General features: G+C 72.9%; 13 protein-coding genes. 4 read left to right on the top strand and 9 right to left on the bottom strand.

Going from position 1 to position 16883, the window contains the following annotated elements; all coding sequences use genetic code 11:
* Nucleotides 1-28: 28 nt before the first annotated feature.
* Nucleotides 29-163: a hypothetical protein gene (locus ACF07N_RS31745; protein ID WP_383333769.1), complete on the top strand. Its 135-nt coding sequence runs from the start codon at nt 29-31 to the stop codon at nt 161-163.
* A gap of 205 nt (nt 164-368) precedes the next feature.
* Complete coding sequence (locus ACF07N_RS31740) at nt 369-1406, top strand: lytic polysaccharide monooxygenase (protein ID WP_392119653.1); 1038 nt, start codon at nt 369-371, stop codon at nt 1404-1406.
* Nucleotides 1407-1473: 67 nt separating this feature from the next.
* Here ACF07N_RS31740 and ACF07N_RS31735 read toward each other — a convergent pair whose 3' ends face one another.
* The 3 genes from ACF07N_RS31735 to ACF07N_RS31725 all read right to left on the bottom strand — a co-directional run bounded on the left by ACF07N_RS31735 (nt 1474) and on the right by ACF07N_RS31725 (nt 7046).
* Nucleotides 1474-2334 (bottom strand): esterase/lipase family protein, encoded by an 861-nt coding sequence (locus tag ACF07N_RS31735; RefSeq protein ID WP_383347044.1) that lies wholly within the window; start codon nt 2332-2334, stop codon nt 1474-1476.
* 231 nt (nt 2335-2565) lie between these two features.
* Entirely contained in the window at nt 2566-3549 is a 984-nt protein-coding gene (locus ACF07N_RS31730) for a hypothetical protein (RefSeq protein ID WP_392119650.1), read from the bottom strand.
* Nucleotides 3546-7046 carry a DNA polymerase III subunit alpha gene (locus ACF07N_RS31725; RefSeq protein ID WP_392119647.1) on the bottom strand — a complete coding sequence of 1167 codons (3501 nt, stop codon included), beginning with the start codon at nt 7044-7046 and terminating at the stop codon, nt 3546-3548. Before ACF07N_RS31725 ends, ACF07N_RS31730 begins: the two co-directional genes overlap by 4 nt.
* 152 nt (nt 7047-7198) lie before the next feature.
* On the opposite strand from ACF07N_RS31725, the gene ACF07N_RS31720 reads away from it, so the two are divergent.
* Nucleotides 7199-8200, top strand: a complete 1002-nt coding sequence (locus tag ACF07N_RS31720) for a DUF3533 domain-containing protein (RefSeq protein WP_392119644.1) — start codon at nt 7199-7201, stop codon at nt 8198-8200.
* Between the two features lie 72 nt (nt 8201-8272).
* Here ACF07N_RS31720 and ACF07N_RS31715 read toward each other — a convergent pair whose 3' ends face one another.
* The 4 genes from ACF07N_RS31715 to ACF07N_RS31700 all read right to left on the bottom strand — a co-directional run bounded on the left by ACF07N_RS31715 (nt 8273) and on the right by ACF07N_RS31700 (nt 12894).
* Nucleotides 8273-9355: a S1 family peptidase gene (locus tag ACF07N_RS31715; RefSeq protein ID WP_392119641.1), complete on the bottom strand. Its 1083-nt coding sequence runs from the start codon at nt 9353-9355 to the stop codon at nt 8273-8275.
* A gap of 349 nt (nt 9356-9704) precedes the next feature.
* The gene (locus tag ACF07N_RS31710) at nt 9705-10610 is read right to left on the bottom strand and encodes a S1 family peptidase (RefSeq protein ID WP_392119638.1); all 906 of its coding nucleotides are present in this window, start codon (nt 10608-10610) and stop codon (nt 9705-9707) included.
* A gap of 165 nt (nt 10611-10775) precedes the next feature.
* Nucleotides 10776-11609 (bottom strand): DUF1684 domain-containing protein, encoded by an 834-nt coding sequence (locus ACF07N_RS31705; protein WP_392119635.1) that lies wholly within the window; start codon nt 11607-11609, stop codon nt 10776-10778.
* A gap of 28 nt (nt 11610-11637) precedes the next feature.
* The gene (locus tag ACF07N_RS31700) at nt 11638-12894 is read right to left on the bottom strand and encodes a DUF5685 family protein (RefSeq protein ID WP_392119632.1); all 1257 of its coding nucleotides are present in this window, start codon (nt 12892-12894) and stop codon (nt 11638-11640) included.
* A gap of 290 nt (nt 12895-13184) precedes the next feature.
* Between ACF07N_RS31700 and ACF07N_RS31695 the strand changes: the two genes are divergently transcribed.
* A complete protein-coding gene (locus ACF07N_RS31695) occupies nt 13185-13622 on the top strand; it encodes a cell division protein SepF (RefSeq protein WP_383333793.1) in 438 nt (145 codons plus the stop codon).
* A 51-nt stretch (nt 13623-13673) separates the two neighbouring features.
* Here the strand turns inward: ACF07N_RS31695 and ACF07N_RS31690 are convergent, their stop codons facing one another.
* Both ACF07N_RS31690 and ACF07N_RS31685 read right to left on the bottom strand, forming a co-directional pair.
* The gene (locus ACF07N_RS31690) at nt 13674-14864 is read right to left on the bottom strand and encodes an acyl-CoA dehydrogenase family protein (protein WP_383581482.1); all 1191 of its coding nucleotides are present in this window, start codon (nt 14862-14864) and stop codon (nt 13674-13676) included.
* A 240-nt stretch (nt 14865-15104) separates the two neighbouring features.
* Nucleotides 15105-16706, bottom strand: a complete 1602-nt coding sequence (locus ACF07N_RS31685) for an MFS transporter (protein ID WP_392119627.1) — start codon at nt 16704-16706, stop codon at nt 15105-15107.
* Nucleotides 16707-16883: the final 177 nt, after the last annotated feature.

Raw genomic sequence — 16883 nt, 5'->3', positions numbered from 1 at the left:
AACCCGGTAGACCCTGAAGGAGGCAGCCATGCGCCGTGTGACCGTGCAGAAGCCCCTGAAGAAGACGGACGTCCGCCGGATCCGCGAGGAGGCCGACGAGCGCCCCGCCGGGCGCCCGGAGGTCCGCAAGGACATCGCGCGCACATGGTGGCCGGAGGGCTGACCCGTCGGTGCCGTCGTCCGCCCTGCCGTGACGGCGCCTACCTGATGCCAGTCTGAGCACTCCCTTAACGCGACCATAAGGATCTCCTCCCCCCGTCCTCAGCAGGCGATTTCCCGCTCCTCGGGGGTTAGCTTCGGATCACCCCACGGGATTCGGCCCGTTCGGGCCCGGCCCTGATCCACGCACCGTTTCGAGGAGTCCCCGCATGCCCGCACGCCGTACGGCAGCCAGCGTCGCCACCCTCGGCGCCCTCCCGCTCGCCCTCACCGCGCTGACCGCCGCCCCGGCGGCCGCGCACGGTTCGATGGGCGACCCGGTCAGCCGGGTCTCGCAGTGCTACGCCGAGGGGCCCGAGAGCCCGAAGTCGGCCGCCTGCAAGGCGGCGGTCGCGGCGGGCGGCACGCAGGCCCTCTACGACTGGAACGGCATCCGCATCGGCGACGCGGCAGGGCGGCACCAGCAGCTCATACCGGACGGCAAGCTGTGCAGCGCGGGCAACGAGCAGTTCAAGGGGCTCGACCTGGCCCGCGCCGACTGGCCGGCGACCGCGGTGAAGAGCGGCGGGCTCACCTTCAAATACCGCGTGACGGCCCCTCACAAGGGCACGTTCAAGGTCTACATCACCAAGCCCGGCTACGACCCGGCCGAGCCGCTCGCCTGGGGCGACCTCGACCTGCAGAACCCGGTGGCGACGTCCACCGACCCGGCGGCGGCGGGCGGCTTCTACACCTTCTCCGGCAGCTTGCCCGAGCGGTCCGGCAAGCACGTGCTGTACGCGGTCTGGCAGCGCTCGGACAGCCCGGAGGCGTTCTACTCCTGCTCGGACGTGAGCTTCGGCGGCGGTGCCGCGGCCGGGGGCGCGGAGCCGGCGGGCGAGGAGGCGCCGTCCGGCGGCGGTGCCGCGCCCGCCCCGTCCGCCTCCGCTCCCACCGAGGAGCAGATCGAGCAGGGCAACGACAAGTCGACGATCGAGCACGGCGGGCACGGCGACGACGACCCCAGCACCTCGGCGGAGCCCGCCGCGGCCCCGGAGGACGCCACCTCCGACGAGCCGGAGGCGGCCGCCGCCGCGCCCAACCGGCCGAAGGCCGCCGGTGCCACCGCGAACCTCGCCGAGACCGGCGGTGACGGCAGCACCCCGTACGTCGCGATCGGCGGCGCGGCAGCGCTCGCGCTGGGTGCGTCGGCCCTGTTCCTGTCGGCCCGGCGCCGGACGGTGAGCGGCGGGCGGCACGGCCGCTGACCCCGGGACTCGGGGCCTGTCCGGCGGCTCAGGCCGGGCAGGCCCCGAAACGTTTCCCTGACACGTGTCAGCTGAACGCCGAAGCACAGGTGGTGGGTGTGGCGCGGCCCGGGTCGAGGGCGTTGGCCACCTCGTGGAAGACGATCCGGTCGAACAGCCCGACGGCCACGTGCTCGGACAGGTCCACGGGGCACAGGTCCTGCAGCAGGACGTTGCGCACGCCGGGCCCGCTCAGGTACTGGCTGCGCCACGGCGTGACGACCTCGTCGTACTTGGTGGCGATGACGGTGTAGCGCACCCCGGGGACGGTGTCGCCACCGGCGTTGAGCTTCGTGAGGAAGCCGGAGCCGGCGACCTGGTCGGCGAGGGCGGGCGTGTTCTCCGAGAGCAGATCGGCGGCGCCCGGGAAGTGGGGCAGCAGGTGGGTGAAGCCGTTGAGGTCGGTGCCGTGGTTGCTCGGCGCGATGCCGACGAGGGCGTTCACCTTGGCGGCTCCGCCGAGGAACCGCAGGTACCAGCGGGGCATCATGCCGCCCTGCGAGTGCCCGACGAGGTCGGTCTCGGCGGCGCCGGTCGCGGCGAGCACCCGGTCGACGAAGTCCCTCAGCTGCGCGGCCGACTTCTCGACGGGCCCGAGGCCGTGGAAGAAGGGGACGCCTTCCAGCTGGCCGTAGTCGAGGGAGAAGACGCAGTAGCCGCGGACCGTCAGGTAGGGCGCGAGCCCCAGCCAGTTGTCGACGGAGTTGCCGAGAGTGCCGTGGACCAGGACGACGGGGCGGGGGTGGGCGGCGGAGGGCTTGCAGGAGTAGTCGTTCCAGCCGGAGCTCGAAGCGGCGGAGGCCTGGGCGGTGGCGGCGGGGCCGGTGACGGCCGCGGCGGTCAGCAGCAGCGCGGCCAGGGGTCTGAGCATGCGTTTCCAGGGCAGCATCGGGTGATCTCCTTGCGGCTCAAGGGAGGTGCGACGGCACGATGCCCTGTGATCCGGATCACGGGATGCTGTTCACTCGTCAAGTTACGGGCGAGTAGCCGAACTGGGAAGTTACGCGTCAGTAAAAACTCGCGGTGGCAGCCGGCGCCGCACGCCCCGCCTTCACCAGGTGGGCCGCACGGGCCCACCTGGCGCGCAGCGATGCCCGGCCGGCCCCTCAACTGGAAGGATCTAGGCCGCCAGGCCCCCCAACCCCCCGGGCATCACCGCCCGCGGCCCGAACTTCGCCCGCGCGCGGTCCGCGACCTCCTCGATGCGGCGGACCTTCTCGTCCACGGGGTCGAAGGTCAGCTGGTGGGCGGCCTGTTCGGCGGGGTCGAGCCCTTCGGCGCGCAGGGCGATCGCCCGGACCCGGGCCCGCTGCAGCCCGAGCGCCTCGTACAGGCCGTACGCGGTCCTGGTCAGGGCCGGGGAGTGCGCGGTCGGTTCGGTCAGGGTGCGGCTGCGGGTGGTGGCGCTGCGGTCGGCGTAGCGCACGGTCAGGGTGAGCGTGCGGCAGACCTTCTCCAGGGCGCGCAGCCGGGCGCCGATCTCCTCGGCGGCCGACAGCAGTGCCCGGCGGTGCCGGTCCGGGTCCAGTTCGTCGCGCCCGAAGGGGCGTTCGGCGGCCAGGGACCGGGAGACGGCGTTCGGCACGACCCGGCCGCGGTCGACGCCGCTCGCCTTCTCGCGCAGCTCGCGGCCCGCCTTCGCGCCGATCAGCCGCTGGAGCGTGGACAGCGGAGCGGCGGCGACCAGGCCGAGGGTGTCCAGGCCGTACTCGGCCAGGGTGCGGGCGGTCGCGGCGCCCACACCGGGCAGCGCGGCGACGGGCTTGTCCGCGAGGAACTCCGCGATGGCGTCCGGCTCCCCGGGCACCGCGCACGTCATCCCGGGCACGGCGTAGCGCAGCGCCACCCGGGCCAGCATCGGCCCGGGCCCCGCGCCGGTCACGCAGTCCACGCCGTACAGGGCGAGCGCGCGCACCCGGATCACGGAGGCCAGTCCGACGGCGTCCCGCCCGAAGTACCGCTCGGCGCCCCGCAGGTCGGCCAGTGCCCCGTCCGGTGGCAGGGCCTGGACGACGGGGGTGAACTCCTCCAGCATCCCGAGCAGCTCGGGCAGGCCGGCCTCGCTCGTCGGAGGCAGCTGGAAACGTACGCAGAGGATGGTCATCCCGCACTCCCCGGACTCTGGTGCCACAACTTCCTTCCCACCGCGGGTCCTTCACCCGCGGGGCGCAGATCGGCCCAGGGGTGCATCTCGTACCCCGTGGCCATGCGGATCTTCCGCCGCTCCATCGCGTCCACGGCCGCGGAGCCCGCCGGCGCGGGCGCGCCCTCCGACCCGGCGAGCCGCCGGCGCGCGGCCCCCTCGCCGTCGTCCCCGGGCTCTCCGGCGCCGCCGGGATCCCCGGTCCCGGCCAGCCGGGCCGCGACCCCCTCAAGACCTTCCTCCCGGCGCACGTCGAGCAGGTCGGCGAGGTTCCAGACGGCGGAGCCGACCACGCTGAAGCTGCGCGGGCCGCGCCGCTGCACCACTCCGCGCACCAGCAGCAGCCAGGAGTGGAAGACGGTGTGGGCGCAGGCGTCGTGGGAGTCGTCGAAGAAGGCCAGGTCGACCAGGCCCGTGCCGTCGTCCAGGGTGGAGAAGATGACCCGCCTGCCGGACCGGATCGGCGGCGTCTGGGTGGCCGCCTTGGCGCCCGCGACCAGCACCGTCTCCCCGTTCCGGACCTCGCGCAGCCGGCGCGCCGACACCACGCCCAGCTCGTCGAGGAACTGCCGGTGGTCGTCCATCAGATGGCGCGAGGCGTCCATGGACAGCACGCCCAGCTCGGCGCTGAGCCGCTCCGCGGAGGTGAGGTCGGGCAGCCCGGCCGGGGCCGTCTTCCGCCCACCGGCCAGCGGCAACTGGCCGCCGCCCCCGCCCCGCGCGCCCCGGTGCAGCTCGGTCAGGTGCAGTTGCAGGTCCCGGCGGTTGGCGCCGAACGCGTCCAGCGCGCCCACCTGCGCGAGCCGCTGGGCCAGCGGGCGGCTGGGCCGGCCCCGCTCCCAGAAGTCGACCAGCGAGGCGTACGGCTGTCCTTCGGCGATCCGCGCCGCCTCGGCCTCGCTGATGCCGTGCACGTCGGAGAGCGCCAGCCGCAGCCCCCACTTACCGGACACCAGTTCGATACGGTGTGCGACGCCCGACTTGTTCACGTCCAGCGGCAGCACGGGCACCCCGCGCCGCCGCGCGTCCGCCAGCAGCAGCCGCTTCGGGTACATCCCGGGGTCGTGCGTGAGCAGGCCCGCGTAGAAGGCGGCCGGGTGATGCGCCTTCAGCCACGCCGACTGGTACGTCGGTACGGCGAAGGCGACCGCGTGCGCCTTGCAGAAGCCGTAGCTGCCGAAGGCCTCGACGATCTCCCAGGTCCGCTGAATCGTTTCCGCGTCGTAGCCGTTCGCCGCCGCGTGCTGGGCGAACCACACCTTGATCCGCCCCTGCGACTCGGCGTCGGACAGCCCGCGCCGCACCCGGTCGGCCTCGCCGCGCCCGCAGCCGGTCATGATGTCGACGATGTCGATGATCTGCTCGTGGAAGACGACGACCCCGTACGTCTCCTTCAGCGGCCCTTCCAGATCCGGGTGCGGATACCGGATGGGCGCCCGCCCGTGCCGGGCCTCGATGAACGGCCGCACCATGTCGGCGGCGACCGGTCCGGGCCGGAACAGCGAGATGTCGACGACCAGGTCGTGGAAGGTGTCCGGCTGCAGCCGCCCGACCAGGTCCCGCTGCCCGGGCGACTCGATCTGGAAGCAGCCGAGCGTCTCGGTGGACCGGATCAGCCGGTAGGTCTCCTCGTCCCCGGCGGGCAGGGCGTCCAGGTCGACCCGCTCCCCCGTGGCCCGCTCCACTTCCCCCACCGCGTGCGCCATGGCCGACTGCATCCGCACGCCCAGCACGTCCAGCTTCAGCAGCCCGAGGTCCTCCACGTCGTCCTTGTCGAACTGCGACATCGGGAAGCCCTCGCCGCTGGTCGGCATGACCGGCGTGCGCGCGAGCAGGGAGGCGTCGGACAGCAGCACCCCGCACGGGTGCATGGCGACCCCGCGCGGCAGGGCGTCCAGCGCCTCGACCAGCTCCCAGAGCCTGCCGTACTTCTTCTTCTCCCCCGCCAGCGCGCGCAGCTCGGGCAGCTCCTCCAGCGCGGCCCGGGCGTCCCGCGCCCGGATGTGCGGAAAGGACTTGGCGACCCGGTCGATCTCGGCCGGGTCCATGGACAGGGCGGCCCCCACGTCCCGGATCGCGTGCCGTACGCGGTACGTCTCCGGCATCGCGACCGTCGCGACCCGCTCGGCGCCGAACCGGCCGATGATCTTGCGGTAGACCTCCAGCCGCCGCGCGGACTCCACGTCGATGTCGATGTCGGGCAGCACGACCCGCTCCTTGGACAGGAACCGCTCCATCAGCAGCCGGTGCTCGATCGGGTCGGCGTGCGCGATGCCGAGCAGGTGATTGACGAGCGATCCGGCCCCGGACCCCCGGGCGGCCACCCGGATGCCCATGTCCCGGACGTCGTCGACCACCTGGGCGACGGTGAGGAAGTAGGAGGCGAAGCCGTGGTGGGCGATGATGTCCAGCTCGTGGTGCATCCGCTCCCAGTACTCCCGCCGCCGGTCGTACCCGCGCAGCACCATGCCCGCCGCCGCCCGTGAGGCCAGGGCCCGCTGGGCGGTGCGGCGCCCGGCGCCGACCAGGTGCGGCTCGGGGAAGCGGACGGTGCCGATCCCGAGATCGTCCTCGGGGTCGACCCGGCACGCGGCGGCGGTGGCCGCGGTCTGCTCCAGCAGCCGGTGCGCGAGCTCCCGCCGGAACCCGGCGGCCTCCACGATCCGCTCGGCCGCGTCCGCCATGGCCTCCGGGCCCTTGAGCCAGGCATCACCGGAGTCCAGTTCCTTGGTGGGGTCGATGGGTACCAGGCGCCGTGCGGCGTCCAGGACGTCGGCGACCGGCCCCATCCCGGGGTCGGCGTACCGTACGGCGTTGGTGAGCACCGGCCGGACGCCCTGCTCGGCGGCGAAGCCGACGGTGCGGGCGGCCAGCCGCAGCGATCCGGGCCCCGTCCCTTTCCGGCCGTGCCAGACGGCCTCCAGCCGCAGGTCGTCGCCGTAGGCCTCCCGCCAGGGCGCCAGCAGCCGGGCCGCCCGGTCGGGACGTCCCGCGGCCAGGGCGCGCCCGACGTCGGAGTCGGGCCCGAGCAGCACGGTCAGCCCTTCGGCACGGTTGCGCTCCCAGGGCAGCAGGGGCGTCGCCCCCTCCCCCTCGTGCGCCGCCGAGACGAGCCGGCACAGCGCCGCCCATCCCCGGGCGCCGTCCCTGGCGAGGAAGACCGCGCGGGGGGCCGACTCGTCGACGAAGGCACCTCCGCGCACCGGCGTCCGGCGGCGTTCCTGCTGTCCGGCCCCGGCCCCGGGGCCGACCGCCAGGTCCGCCCCGAACAGCGGACGGACCCCGTGCCCGGCGCAGGCCTTGGCGAACCGGACCGCACCGGCGACCGTGTCGCGGTCGGTGAGGGCCAGGGCCTCCATGCCCCGCTCGGAGGCACGTTCGGCCAGCCGCTCCGGGTGCGAGGCGCCATGGCGCAACGAGAATCCGGAGACGGTGTGCAGATGCGTGAACCCCGGCACACGCACCTCCCGCACTCGTGAGCAACTCGCTCTCGAACATCTGTTCCCTACTGCCTCACCCCCACCATACCCCCATCCTCGAATGTATGTGCGACATCCGTTCGGCCCCGCCCCACCTGCGGAAACACCCGGCGGCACCGGACCGTGGAGGCATGCCGCACCGCTCGTTCCGTACCGAGGTGACCGACGCCGTCACCCCCCGGGCCACCCTGCTGATCCTCGGTGTGGTCGCGCTCCAGCTGCTGTTCATCGCCTCCTACGTGGGGGCGCTGCACGACCCGAAACCCAGGGACGTGCCGCTCGGCGTGGTGGCCCCGCAGGCCGCGGCGCAGCAGACGACGACCCGCCTGGAGCGGCTCCCCGGCTCTCCCCTGGACCCCCGCACCCTGCCGGACGAGGCGGCAGCCCGGCAGCAGATCCGCGACCGCGACATCGACGCCGCGCTGATCGTCGACCCGTCCGGCACCACCGACACGCTCCTGGTCGCCTCCGGCGGCGGCCGGGTCCTGTCCACCACGCTGACGGCCCTCGTCACGGACCTGGAGAAGTCCGAGCGGCGCACCCTCCGCACGGTCGACGTGGTCCCGTCCGCGCCCCACGACCCCAACGGCCTGTCGTCCTTCTACCTGGTGATCGGCTGGTGCGTGGGCGGCTACCTGGGCGCGGCGGCCCTCGCCGTCAGCGCCGGCGCCAAACCCTCCAACCCCGCCCGCGCCGCCGTCCGCCTGGGAGCGACGGCCCTGATCGCGATCGCCGGCGGCCTCGGCGGAGCCCTCATCGCCGGCCCGGCCCTCGACGCCCTCCCCGGCGGAACGGCCGCCCTCTGGGGCCTCGGCACCCTGATCATCTTCGCCGTGGGCGCGGCCACCCTGGCCCTGCAGGGCCTCTTCGGCACGATCGGCATCGGCCTGGTCATCCTGCTGGTGGTGGTCCTCGGCAACCCGAGCGCGGGCGGCGCCCTGCCCCCGCCCCTCCTCCCCCCGTTCTGGCAGGCGATCGGCCCGGCCCTGCCCCCGGGCGCCGGCACCTGGTCGGCCCGCTCGATCGCCTACTTCGACAGCAACGCGATGACCGGCCCCCTCCTGGTCCTGGTGGCCTGGGCGGCGATCGGCACGGCCGTCACGATGGCGGCGGCGACGCGCCGCAGGACATGACGCGGACCGGCCCGCCCGCACGCACGAAAGCCCCGCCCCCCATGAGACAGGGGGCGGGGCTCAGCCGAGAGATCAGCCGATCTGCGTACCCGTGGCGGACAGCGCCTCGGTCACCGGCTGGAAGAACGTCTCCCCGCCCGCGGTGCAGTCACCACTGCCACCGGACGTGAGCCCGATCGCCTTGTCGCCCGAGAACAGCGACCCGCCGCTGTCCCCCGGCTCCGCGCACACGTCGGTCTGGATCAGCCCGTTCACGATGTCGCCGTTGCCGTAGTTCACGGTGGCGTCCAGCCCCGTGACCTTTCCGTCGTGCACCTGCGTGGTCGACCCGCTCCGCGTGACCTGCATGCCGACGGTCGCCTCCGCGGCACCGGAGATCTTCTGGGTGGACCCGTCGTAGAGGTTCACCTCGCTCGGGTGCGCCACGTCCGCGGTGTACTTGACCAGCCCGTAGTCGTTCCCCGGGAAGCTGGAGTCCGCGTTGGTCCCGATCTCCTTGCCGCCGGCGTCGGACCAGGTGGAGATGCCCTCGGTGCAGTGCCCGGCGGTCAGGAAGAACGGCTCGCCGCCCTTGACCACGTTGAAGCCCAGCGAGCAGCGACCGCTGCCCCCGGTGATCGCGTCGCCTCCGGCGATGAAGGGCTTGTACTCCCCCCGCGTCCGCTTCAGTTCGGCCTTCGCCCCGAGCCCGTCGACGACCTTCGTCAGCGTCGCCCACTCGGCCTCGGAGACCGTGCGGTCGGCGGTCACGACGACCTTGTTGGTCGTCGGGTCGGTCACCCAGGAGGTGCCGGGGATCGTCGCGTCCTGCCGCAGTGTGCTGCGGGCGCTCTTGAGCTCGGCGAGGGAGTTCGCCACGACTCTCGCCTCGGCGCCGGCCTGCTCGACGGCCCGCGCGGCGGCCTCGTCGAGCACGTTCACCACGAGCGTCCGGCTCTCGGTGTCGTAGTACGTTCCGGCCGAGTCGGCACCCAGGTCCTTCGCCAGGGTCGAGGCGAGCTTTCCGGCCGCTGCGACGGACAGGGTGCGGGGTGCGGACGCCTCAGGGGTCTCACTGGCGTTCGCGGTCTGGAACGTCACTCCCGCGGCGACGAGCGCGGCGATGCCCGCACCGGCCACGGCTGCACGCCGCCTGGGTATGCGTCGGTGCTTCAACTTCTGTCCTCCTGTGGGGGGTCGGCCCGAGGAGGTTGTGGGGACCTCGCCGGACCGGAAGGCTTCGTTGACGAGCGCCCACTATTCCGAGGCCAACGGGGAGCACACAAGGGTGACTTCGAGACGCGCGTAGACAGCGCTTCGCACGCCCCCTTACTTTGACCGTCCATGGTCAAATCGGACCCAATCAACCCCCGTTCCCACTGCAAACATTACGCGTGAGTAACATGTGCGTACTCTGTGCCGTCTACACATGGCTGGTTTTCGTCCCTGCCGCAGCACGGAAAAGACCCCCGCACGCCGAAGCGCGCGGGGGTCCAGGATGCTGCGAACTGCGAGCCGAACCGGCCTAGTAGACGCTGACGCCGTAGGCGCTCAGGGCCTCGGTGACCGGCTGGAAGAACGTCGTGCCGCCGGAGGAGCAGTTGCCGCTGCCGCCGGAGGTCAGACCGTACGCGGTGCCGTTGCTGCCGTAGAGCGGGCCGCCGGAGTCGCCGGGCTCGGCGCAGACCGTGGTCTGGATCAGGCCGGAGACGACGTCGCCGCCGCCGTAGTTGACGGTGGCGTTCAGGGCGGTGACCCGGCCGCTGTGCGTACCGGTCGTGGAGCCGTCGCGGATGACGGTGGTGCCCACAGCCGGCGTGGCCGCGCGCGTGATGTCCACGCCGTTGGCGGTGCCGGGCCGGCTGACGGAGCCGCTGTAGCGGACGATGCCGTAGTCGTTGCCCGGGAAGCTGGAGCCGGTCGTCGAGCCGATGACCGTGGTGCGGCCGGAGTTGGAGTACCAGGTACCCGCGCCGTCCGTGCAGTGGCCGGCGGTCAGGAAGAACTGCTGACCGCTGCTGTTCTGGACGTTGAAGCCGAGGGAGCAGCGCCAGCTGCTCGCGTAGATGGCGTCGCCGCCCTGGATGAGCTTGTTGAACTTGCCCGGCGTGCGCTTGATCGTCAGCGCGTCGGCGTTGGCGCCGGCCTGCTGCTTGATCTTCGCGATCTCCGCCTGGCTGACCGTGCTGTCGACCGTGACGAGCACGCGGTTGGTCTTGCTGTCGACGGCCCAGGCTGTGCCCGGGATGTCGGCCTTCAGTATGGAGCCGCTGGCGCTCTTGAGCTCGGCGGCACTGAAGGTGCTGGGGGTGTCGGACGCGTTCGCGCTGGGGATCGCGATCGCGGCAGCGGCGACGAGGCCGGTGGAAACGGCGATCAGCCGGGTCCGTCTCGAGATGCCGCTACGAGGGGTGGTGCGCTTGATCCTCACTTTTCGTTCCTCCACAAAGGAAGTCGGGGGCCCTCGTGGGGTTGTGGGCCCGTGAGGCGCAGTCCGGGACGGCTGTCCGGATTCCGAACACACCGTGTCCCTGACAAGCGCTGAGGGGGAGTATTCGGCCGAACGGCCGGTCGGCGCAAGGGTGCCTTTCGGCCGTCAACCTTTGAACGATCTTTGTGTCCAGCCCCTCCCGGCACACCCGTCACGCAAGGGGGTGCGCTCCCCCGCGGCAATTGCGACATCCAGGGTGTTCCCCGGCGGCGGGAAGGGACAGACGAAGTGGTCGGCGAAGGCGCACGGCGGCAGCAGCGCCCGGTTGAAGTCGACCGTCGTGCGCCCCTCGGCATCGGGTGCGCCGGGCCTGAGGAACCGGAAGCGGTAACTGCCGTTCCCGCTGGTGGCGTCGGCGAACACGGCCCACAGCGAACCGTCCTGCTGGACCGTCACCTGAAGGCTCAGCTCCCGGCCGTCCAGGGCGAAGGACAGCTCCCCGCCGAGTCCGAGCCCCCGCTCCCGCCCGTCGGCGTTCGGCACCCGAACGGTACGGCTGCCCGCGCCGTAGGGCGTGAAGCGCCCCGGCACCGCCCAGCGCGGGTCGTAGGGCGTGACGCGCAGGCCGCGGAAGGCCCGGCGCGCGGAGGACTGCGGGTCGTAGTCCCGTACGCCCCACGCCCCCTCGCGCACCAGCACAACCAGTCGCCGCTCGCCGTACGCCACGCGCGCGCGTTCGGCCGGTCCGGGGTCGGCCGCGAGCCGCGTCTCGCCGGTGAACGGCTGTCCGTCCACCGTGAGGGCGTCCGTTTCGGCGGCGACCAGCACGACCCCGTCCGTGTCGGCCCGCCAGAGCCCCGGGATGTCCGGAAGTCGACCGTCCGGATAGTCGGGAATCCAGTGCGTGCCGACGAGGGCGAGCGGCCCGTAGGGCGCCGACACCGTCGCCACGCGCCGCTCGTGCCACCGCCGCCAGTCCTCGGATGCGTCCGTCGTCATACGGGCGACCCTGCCATACGGGACGGGGTCAGCAGCCGTCGCAGGGGCAGCAGCAGTCGCATCCGTCGCAGTCCCGGCAGCAGCCCTCGCGCTTCTTGCGGGACCAGGGCCCCTCGTACTCCTTGGCGCAGCACAGCTTGCAGGTGCAGCACAGCAGCCAGAACATCCCGCAGCCGGCCCAGAACCCGCGCCGCGGCGGCCGGGGCACCGGCGCGCCCTCGCCGAACCCGCCCCCGCCGAAGCCCCCACCGCCGAAGCCGCCGCCGTAGGCCCCTCCCCCACCGGCGTACGGGTTCCCACCGCCGCCCGCATGCGGATGCTGCGGGGAGCCGTACGGGCCCTGCTGTCCGTACGGGCCCTGCTGCCCGTGGGGCCCCTGCGGCGGCTGCTGTCCGTACGGTCCGCCGCCCTGGTGCGCGGCGCACACCGGCACCGTGCCGAACGCCCGGTCCACCGAGCGCCGCAGTTCGTGCACGAGCAGCAGATGCACGAGCCTGGCGTCGGCGAACTCGGCGTCGCGCAGCGCGAGCCGCACCCCCTGGACCGCGTCCTCGGCGAGCCGCCTGACCTCCCTCAGGGGCGTACCCGTCGCGGCGATCGGGTTCCAGGCGCCTGACGCGGCGTCGGCGTGCAGGTCCTCCACGGCGTCCAGGAGATGCGCCAGGCGCCCGAAGAGCCGCCCGGCCTCGGCGAGCGGCCCGGCGTTGTGCGGCCGGCCGGCGAGGACGGCCGTGTGCGCGAAGGCGGCGGCGGTCGCGGTCTCGGTCGGCTCGGTGACCGTCAGCAGCGACGTCCCGGGCCCGGCCAGGGCCTCGATGCCGCCCTGCCGGTCCACGGCGTCGACCAGGACGGTGGTGTCGAACCCGACGGCGGAGCCGGTGCGGGCCCCGGCCCGGTCCCAGCCCGCGGCGACCCGGCGCGCGGCGCGCGCGACCGGCGCCCGGGCCAGCAGCCCGTCGCCGTCGACGACGTGGTCGCGCACCTTGGCGGAGGCCAGCACGAGCGACACGGCCGCGGCGAGCCGCGCGCCCTCGCCGTGTGCCACGGAGGCGGTGCGCATACCGCGCAACGGGCACGGCCCGGCCGTGCGCCGCGCGGCTCCGGGCAGCGCGGTCTGAGCCTCCGTCAAAACCGAAATGAGGAGCCCGTCATAGTTCGTCACGATGCGCGCGAACTGTCCGTGATCTCCGCGCAGTGCGAGGCACAGTCCGCACAAATGCGCCATCCACTGACTGGTGAGGTTCTCCCCGAGACGGTGTCTGCAGGGCCTGACGATTCCGAACACGGCGCTCCCCCGAGCTTCGTTGCGACGCTGAGCTGCGGCATCGTATCGGGCCTCGCATTCACCCGTACGCCCCGGCCGTCACCCGTACGCCGAGAAGAATCATATTTCACTCACAGTCAGCAGCCGTTTGGGAAACGGCCCTTGGGACATACGGACTCTCGACGGATTCGCTGTGCACCAGTACCGTCACAAACCCCCCGCGCGGCGTCTATCCACTTGGCGCGCCATCCGCATCATGGACGACCATAGGGATGCGGAAAGCAGAAAGACCGCTGTGAGAGGAGGCGTCCATGGGATCGGTACGCAAGGCAAGTGCCTGGCTTGGCCTCGTCGACGACAACGAAGACGAGCGTTACTACGACGACGACTACTCCGACGGGCCCGAGACCGGGGAGGCCTGGGTCACCGATCCGCGGGTCAAGGTCGCCTCGGACGTCGCCGAGGAGAAGGGCCGCCGCATCGGCACGGTGACCCCGGACAGCTTCCGGGACGCCCGGGCGATCGGCGAGCTGTTCCGCGAGGGCGTGCCCGTCATCATGAACCTCACGGCCATGGAGGCCGCCGACGCCAAGCGCGTGGTCGACTTCGCGGCCGGGCTCATCTTCGGCCTGCGCGGTTCGATCGAGAGAGTGTCGACCCGCGTGTTCCTGCTGACCCCCGCCCACACCGAGATCGTGAACGGCGACCCGGCCGCGCACCGCGCGGACGGCTTTTTCAACCAGAGCTAGGGCAGGGCCGCTCACCGGCCCTGCCCCCGCGCAGGGTGTACCGGACCGGGTCTACCGGAAGGCGTCGAGTCCGGTGAGCGCCTTGCCCAGCACGAGCTGGTGCATCTCGACGGTGCCCTCGTAGGTGAGCACCGACTCCAGGTTCGTGGCGTGCCGCATGACGGGGTATTCCAGGGAGATTCCGTTGGCCCCGAGGATCGTGCGGGCCGTGCGGCAGATCTCGATCGCCTCCCGCACGTTGTTGAGCTTGCCGAAGCTGACCTGCTCGGGACGCAGGCGGCCGGCGTCCATGCGCCGCCCCAGATGGTGGGCGAGCAGAATCCCCTTGTGCAGTTCCACCGCCATGTCGGCGAGTTTGGCCTGGGTGAGCTGGAAGCCCCCGATGGGCCGGCCGAACTGCTCCCGCGACTTCGCGTAGTCGACCGCGGCCTCGAAACAGCTGCGGGCCGCGCCCATGGCGCCCCAGACGATCCCGTACCGGGCGTGGGAGAGACAGCTGAGCGGCCCGCGCAGGCCGGTGACGTCCGGCAGGACGGCGTCGGCGGGCAGCCGCACGTCGTCCATGACCAGCTCGCTGGTGACGGAGGCGCGCAGGGACCACTTGTGCTTGATCTCCGGCGCCGAGAAGCCGCGGCTGTCGGTGGGGACGGCGAAGCCGCGGATCCCGTCCTCGGTCTGCGCCCACACGACGGCGACGCCGGCCACCGACCCGTTGGTGATCCACATCTTGCGGCCGTTGAGGATCCAGTCCGAGCCGTCGCGCTTGGCGTACGTGCGCAGGGAGGCGGGGTCGGAGCCGTGGTCGGGTTCGGTGAGCCCGAAGCAGCCGATGACCTCGCCGGCGGCCATCCGGGGCAGCCAGTGCCGCTTCTGCTCCTCGCTGCCGAAGCGGTGGATGGCGTACATGGCGAGGGAGCCCTGCACGGAGACCAGGGAGCGGATGCCGGAGTCGGCGGCCTCCAGCTCCAGGCAGGCCAGGCCGTACTGCACGGCGCTCGCGCCGGCGCAGCCGTAGCCCTCCAGGGACATGCCGAGGGCGCCGATGCCGCCGAGCTCCCTCGCCAGCTCCCGGATCCCCGGCAGCTCACCCGTCTCGTACCACTCGGCGACGTGGGGCAGCACCCGGTCCGCGGCCCATGACCGCACGGTGTCCCTGATCCCGAGGTCCTCGGGCTCCAGCAGGTCGTCAAGACCGAGGGGATCGGCGGGATCGAAGGGAGGCAGCTTGGACGAACCGGACATGATCGACATCCCTCCGAGACTCTTTAACTAGCACTGCTAGCCATGACGCTACGGCCTCGGCCCGCCGTCGCACCACCCGTACCCACCAGCCGACGACGCCGGGCCCCACGGGCGACAGCCACGGACGGCGCGCGGTGGGCGAAGGCCGGGACCGCAAGCCGCCGACGACGAGCGACCCCCACGGGCGACCTCAGCGACTCGGCTGACAGTCACGGGCGGCGCGTGGGTGGGCGAAGGCCCTCACACCGAGACGCGCGACTCCGCCGGCTCCCTCGGCGCGGGCACCTCCACCGGTCCCGCCTCGCACTGCATGACCCGCGGCAACCGCAGCGCCATCGCCGCCCCGAGCAGCAGCAACCCGGCGCTCACCAGCAGCGTGACGTGCAGCCCGTGCACGAACGCGTCCCGCGCGGCATGCCGCAGGGCCGGCCCGGCCGCCCCGCCCAGCTGCGCGGCGACCTCGTACGCCTCCCCCAGCGAATGCCCCGCCGCCGCGGACGCCGGCTCCGGCACGCCCGGCACGTCCGACAGCCCCGGCGCGTACGCCGCGTTCATCACCGTGCCCAGCAGGGCGATCCCGATCCCCGCGCCCAGCTGGTACGACGTCTCCCCGATCGCCGCCGCCCCGCCGGCCTGCTCCGGCGGCGCCTCGCTCAGCATCGACTCGTACGCCCCGAACAGCGTCGTCTCAAGACCGAACCCGAGCAGCACGAAGCCGCTCAGCATCAGGGCGCAGTCGTCCGTCCGCCCCAGCGCCGTGAGCAGCACCACCGCGAACGCCGTCAGGCAGAACCCGGCGCACACCATGCGCCGCGGCCCGAACCGCCGCAGCATCCGCGCCCCGGCCAGCCCGGCCGCCATCGCCGCGAACGTCAGCGGCAGCAGCCGCAGCCCCGTCTCCAGCGGCGACAGCCCGAGCACCAGCTGCAGGTACTGCGCCGCGATCAGCTCCAGCCCCACCAGCGCGAGCATCGCCAGCACGATGCAGCCGACGGACGTACTGAAGGCCGGCCGCGCGAACATCCTGAGGTCGACCAGCGGATGGGTCCGCCGCCGCTGCCGCCGCACGAAGGCGGCCAGCAGCGCCGCGCCCACGAGCAGCGGCAGCACGGTGAGCGGGCTCCCGGCCGGCTCCCCGCCGCCGAGCCGCTTGACGCCCAGGACCACGCCGAACAGCCCGGCCGCCGCCATCAGCGCGCCGACCACGTCCCAGGGCCCGTCGCGCTCCCCCTTCGACTCGGGCAGCAGCAGACGCCCCACCGGGAGACTGACCAGCATCAACGGGATGTTGACGAGGAAGACCGAACCCCACCAGAAGTGCTCCAGCAGGAAGCCGCCGAGCAGCGGTCCGATCGCCGCGCCGACCGCGGCCACGGCGCTCCAGACGCCGATGGCGAGCGCCCGCTCCCGCCGGTCGGGGAAGACCTGCCGGAGGATCGACAGCGTCGCGGGCATGATCATCGCGCCGCCCACGCCGAGCAGCGCCCGCGCCACGATCAGCACCTGGGCGGTGTCGGCCAGGGCCGCGAGGCCGGAGGCGACGCCGAACAGGGCGTACCCGAGGAGCAGGATGCGTCTGCGGCCGACGCGGTCGCCCAGCGTGCCGAACAGGATCAGCAGCGAGGCGCAGACGAGGGGGTAGACGTCGACGATCCAGAGCAGCTCTATCCCGCCGGGCCTGAGGTCCTCGGTGACGGCGGGGACCGCCACGTGCAGCACGGTGGCGTCGACGGCGACCAGCAGCAGGCTGACGCAGAGGACGACCAGGACCACCCAGCGGTTGGCACCGGCCCCGGCCGCCCGACGGCGCAGCGAAGCGGCGGCCGTGGTCGTCCCGGACATGTACGTACCTCCAAGATGTTCCTCGCGATCGGCGGGCTCACGGGGTGGGGGACGCCCCCGTGACTCGGCCGGAGAGGAGCGGTGGTCTCCGGCCCGCGCTGACGAAAAGCGAGTGACACGTCAGAGTACGCGAGTCCGGGCCGGTGCCTAGTGGCGGACCTCTCACACATCCGGCGG

The organism is Streptomyces sp. NPDC015242 (assembly GCF_043079125.1).
In the GTDB taxonomy this organism is placed as follows: Bacteria; Actinomycetota; Actinomycetes; order Streptomycetales; family Streptomycetaceae; genus Streptomyces.
Note: the sequence above shows the minus strand (reverse complement) of the source record. Positions and strands in the feature narration are given on the sequence as shown.

Bases quoted from the DNA above. Each gene is read 5' to 3' on its own strand.
- ACF07N_RS31745 (WP_383333769.1), top strand. From the start codon at position 29: ATGCGCCGTGTGACCGTGCAGAAGCCCCTGAAGAAGACGGACGTCCGC.
- ACF07N_RS31740 (WP_392119653.1), top strand. From the start codon at position 369: ATGCCCGCACGCCGTACGGCAGCCAGCGTCGCCACCCTCGGCGCCCTC.
- ACF07N_RS31735 (WP_383347044.1), bottom strand. From the start codon at position 2,334: ATGCTGCCCTGGAAACGCATGCTCAGACCCCTGGCCGCGCTGCTGCTG.
- ACF07N_RS31730 (WP_392119650.1), bottom strand. From the start codon at position 3,549: ATGACCATCCTCTGCGTACGTTTCCAGCTGCCTCCGACGAGCGAGGCC.
- ACF07N_RS31720 (WP_392119644.1), top strand. From the start codon at position 7,199: ATGCCGCACCGCTCGTTCCGTACCGAGGTGACCGACGCCGTCACCCCC.
- ACF07N_RS31705 (WP_392119635.1), bottom strand. From the start codon at position 11,609: ATGACGACGGACGCATCCGAGGACTGGCGGCGGTGGCACGAGCGGCGC.
- ACF07N_RS31695 (WP_383333793.1), top strand. From the start codon at position 13,185: ATGGGATCGGTACGCAAGGCAAGTGCCTGGCTTGGCCTCGTCGACGAC.
- ACF07N_RS31690 (WP_383581482.1), bottom strand. From the start codon at position 14,864: ATGTCCGGTTCGTCCAAGCTGCCTCCCTTCGATCCCGCCGATCCCCTC.
- ACF07N_RS31685 (WP_392119627.1), bottom strand. From the start codon at position 16,706: ATGTCCGGGACGACCACGGCCGCCGCTTCGCTGCGCCGTCGGGCGGCC.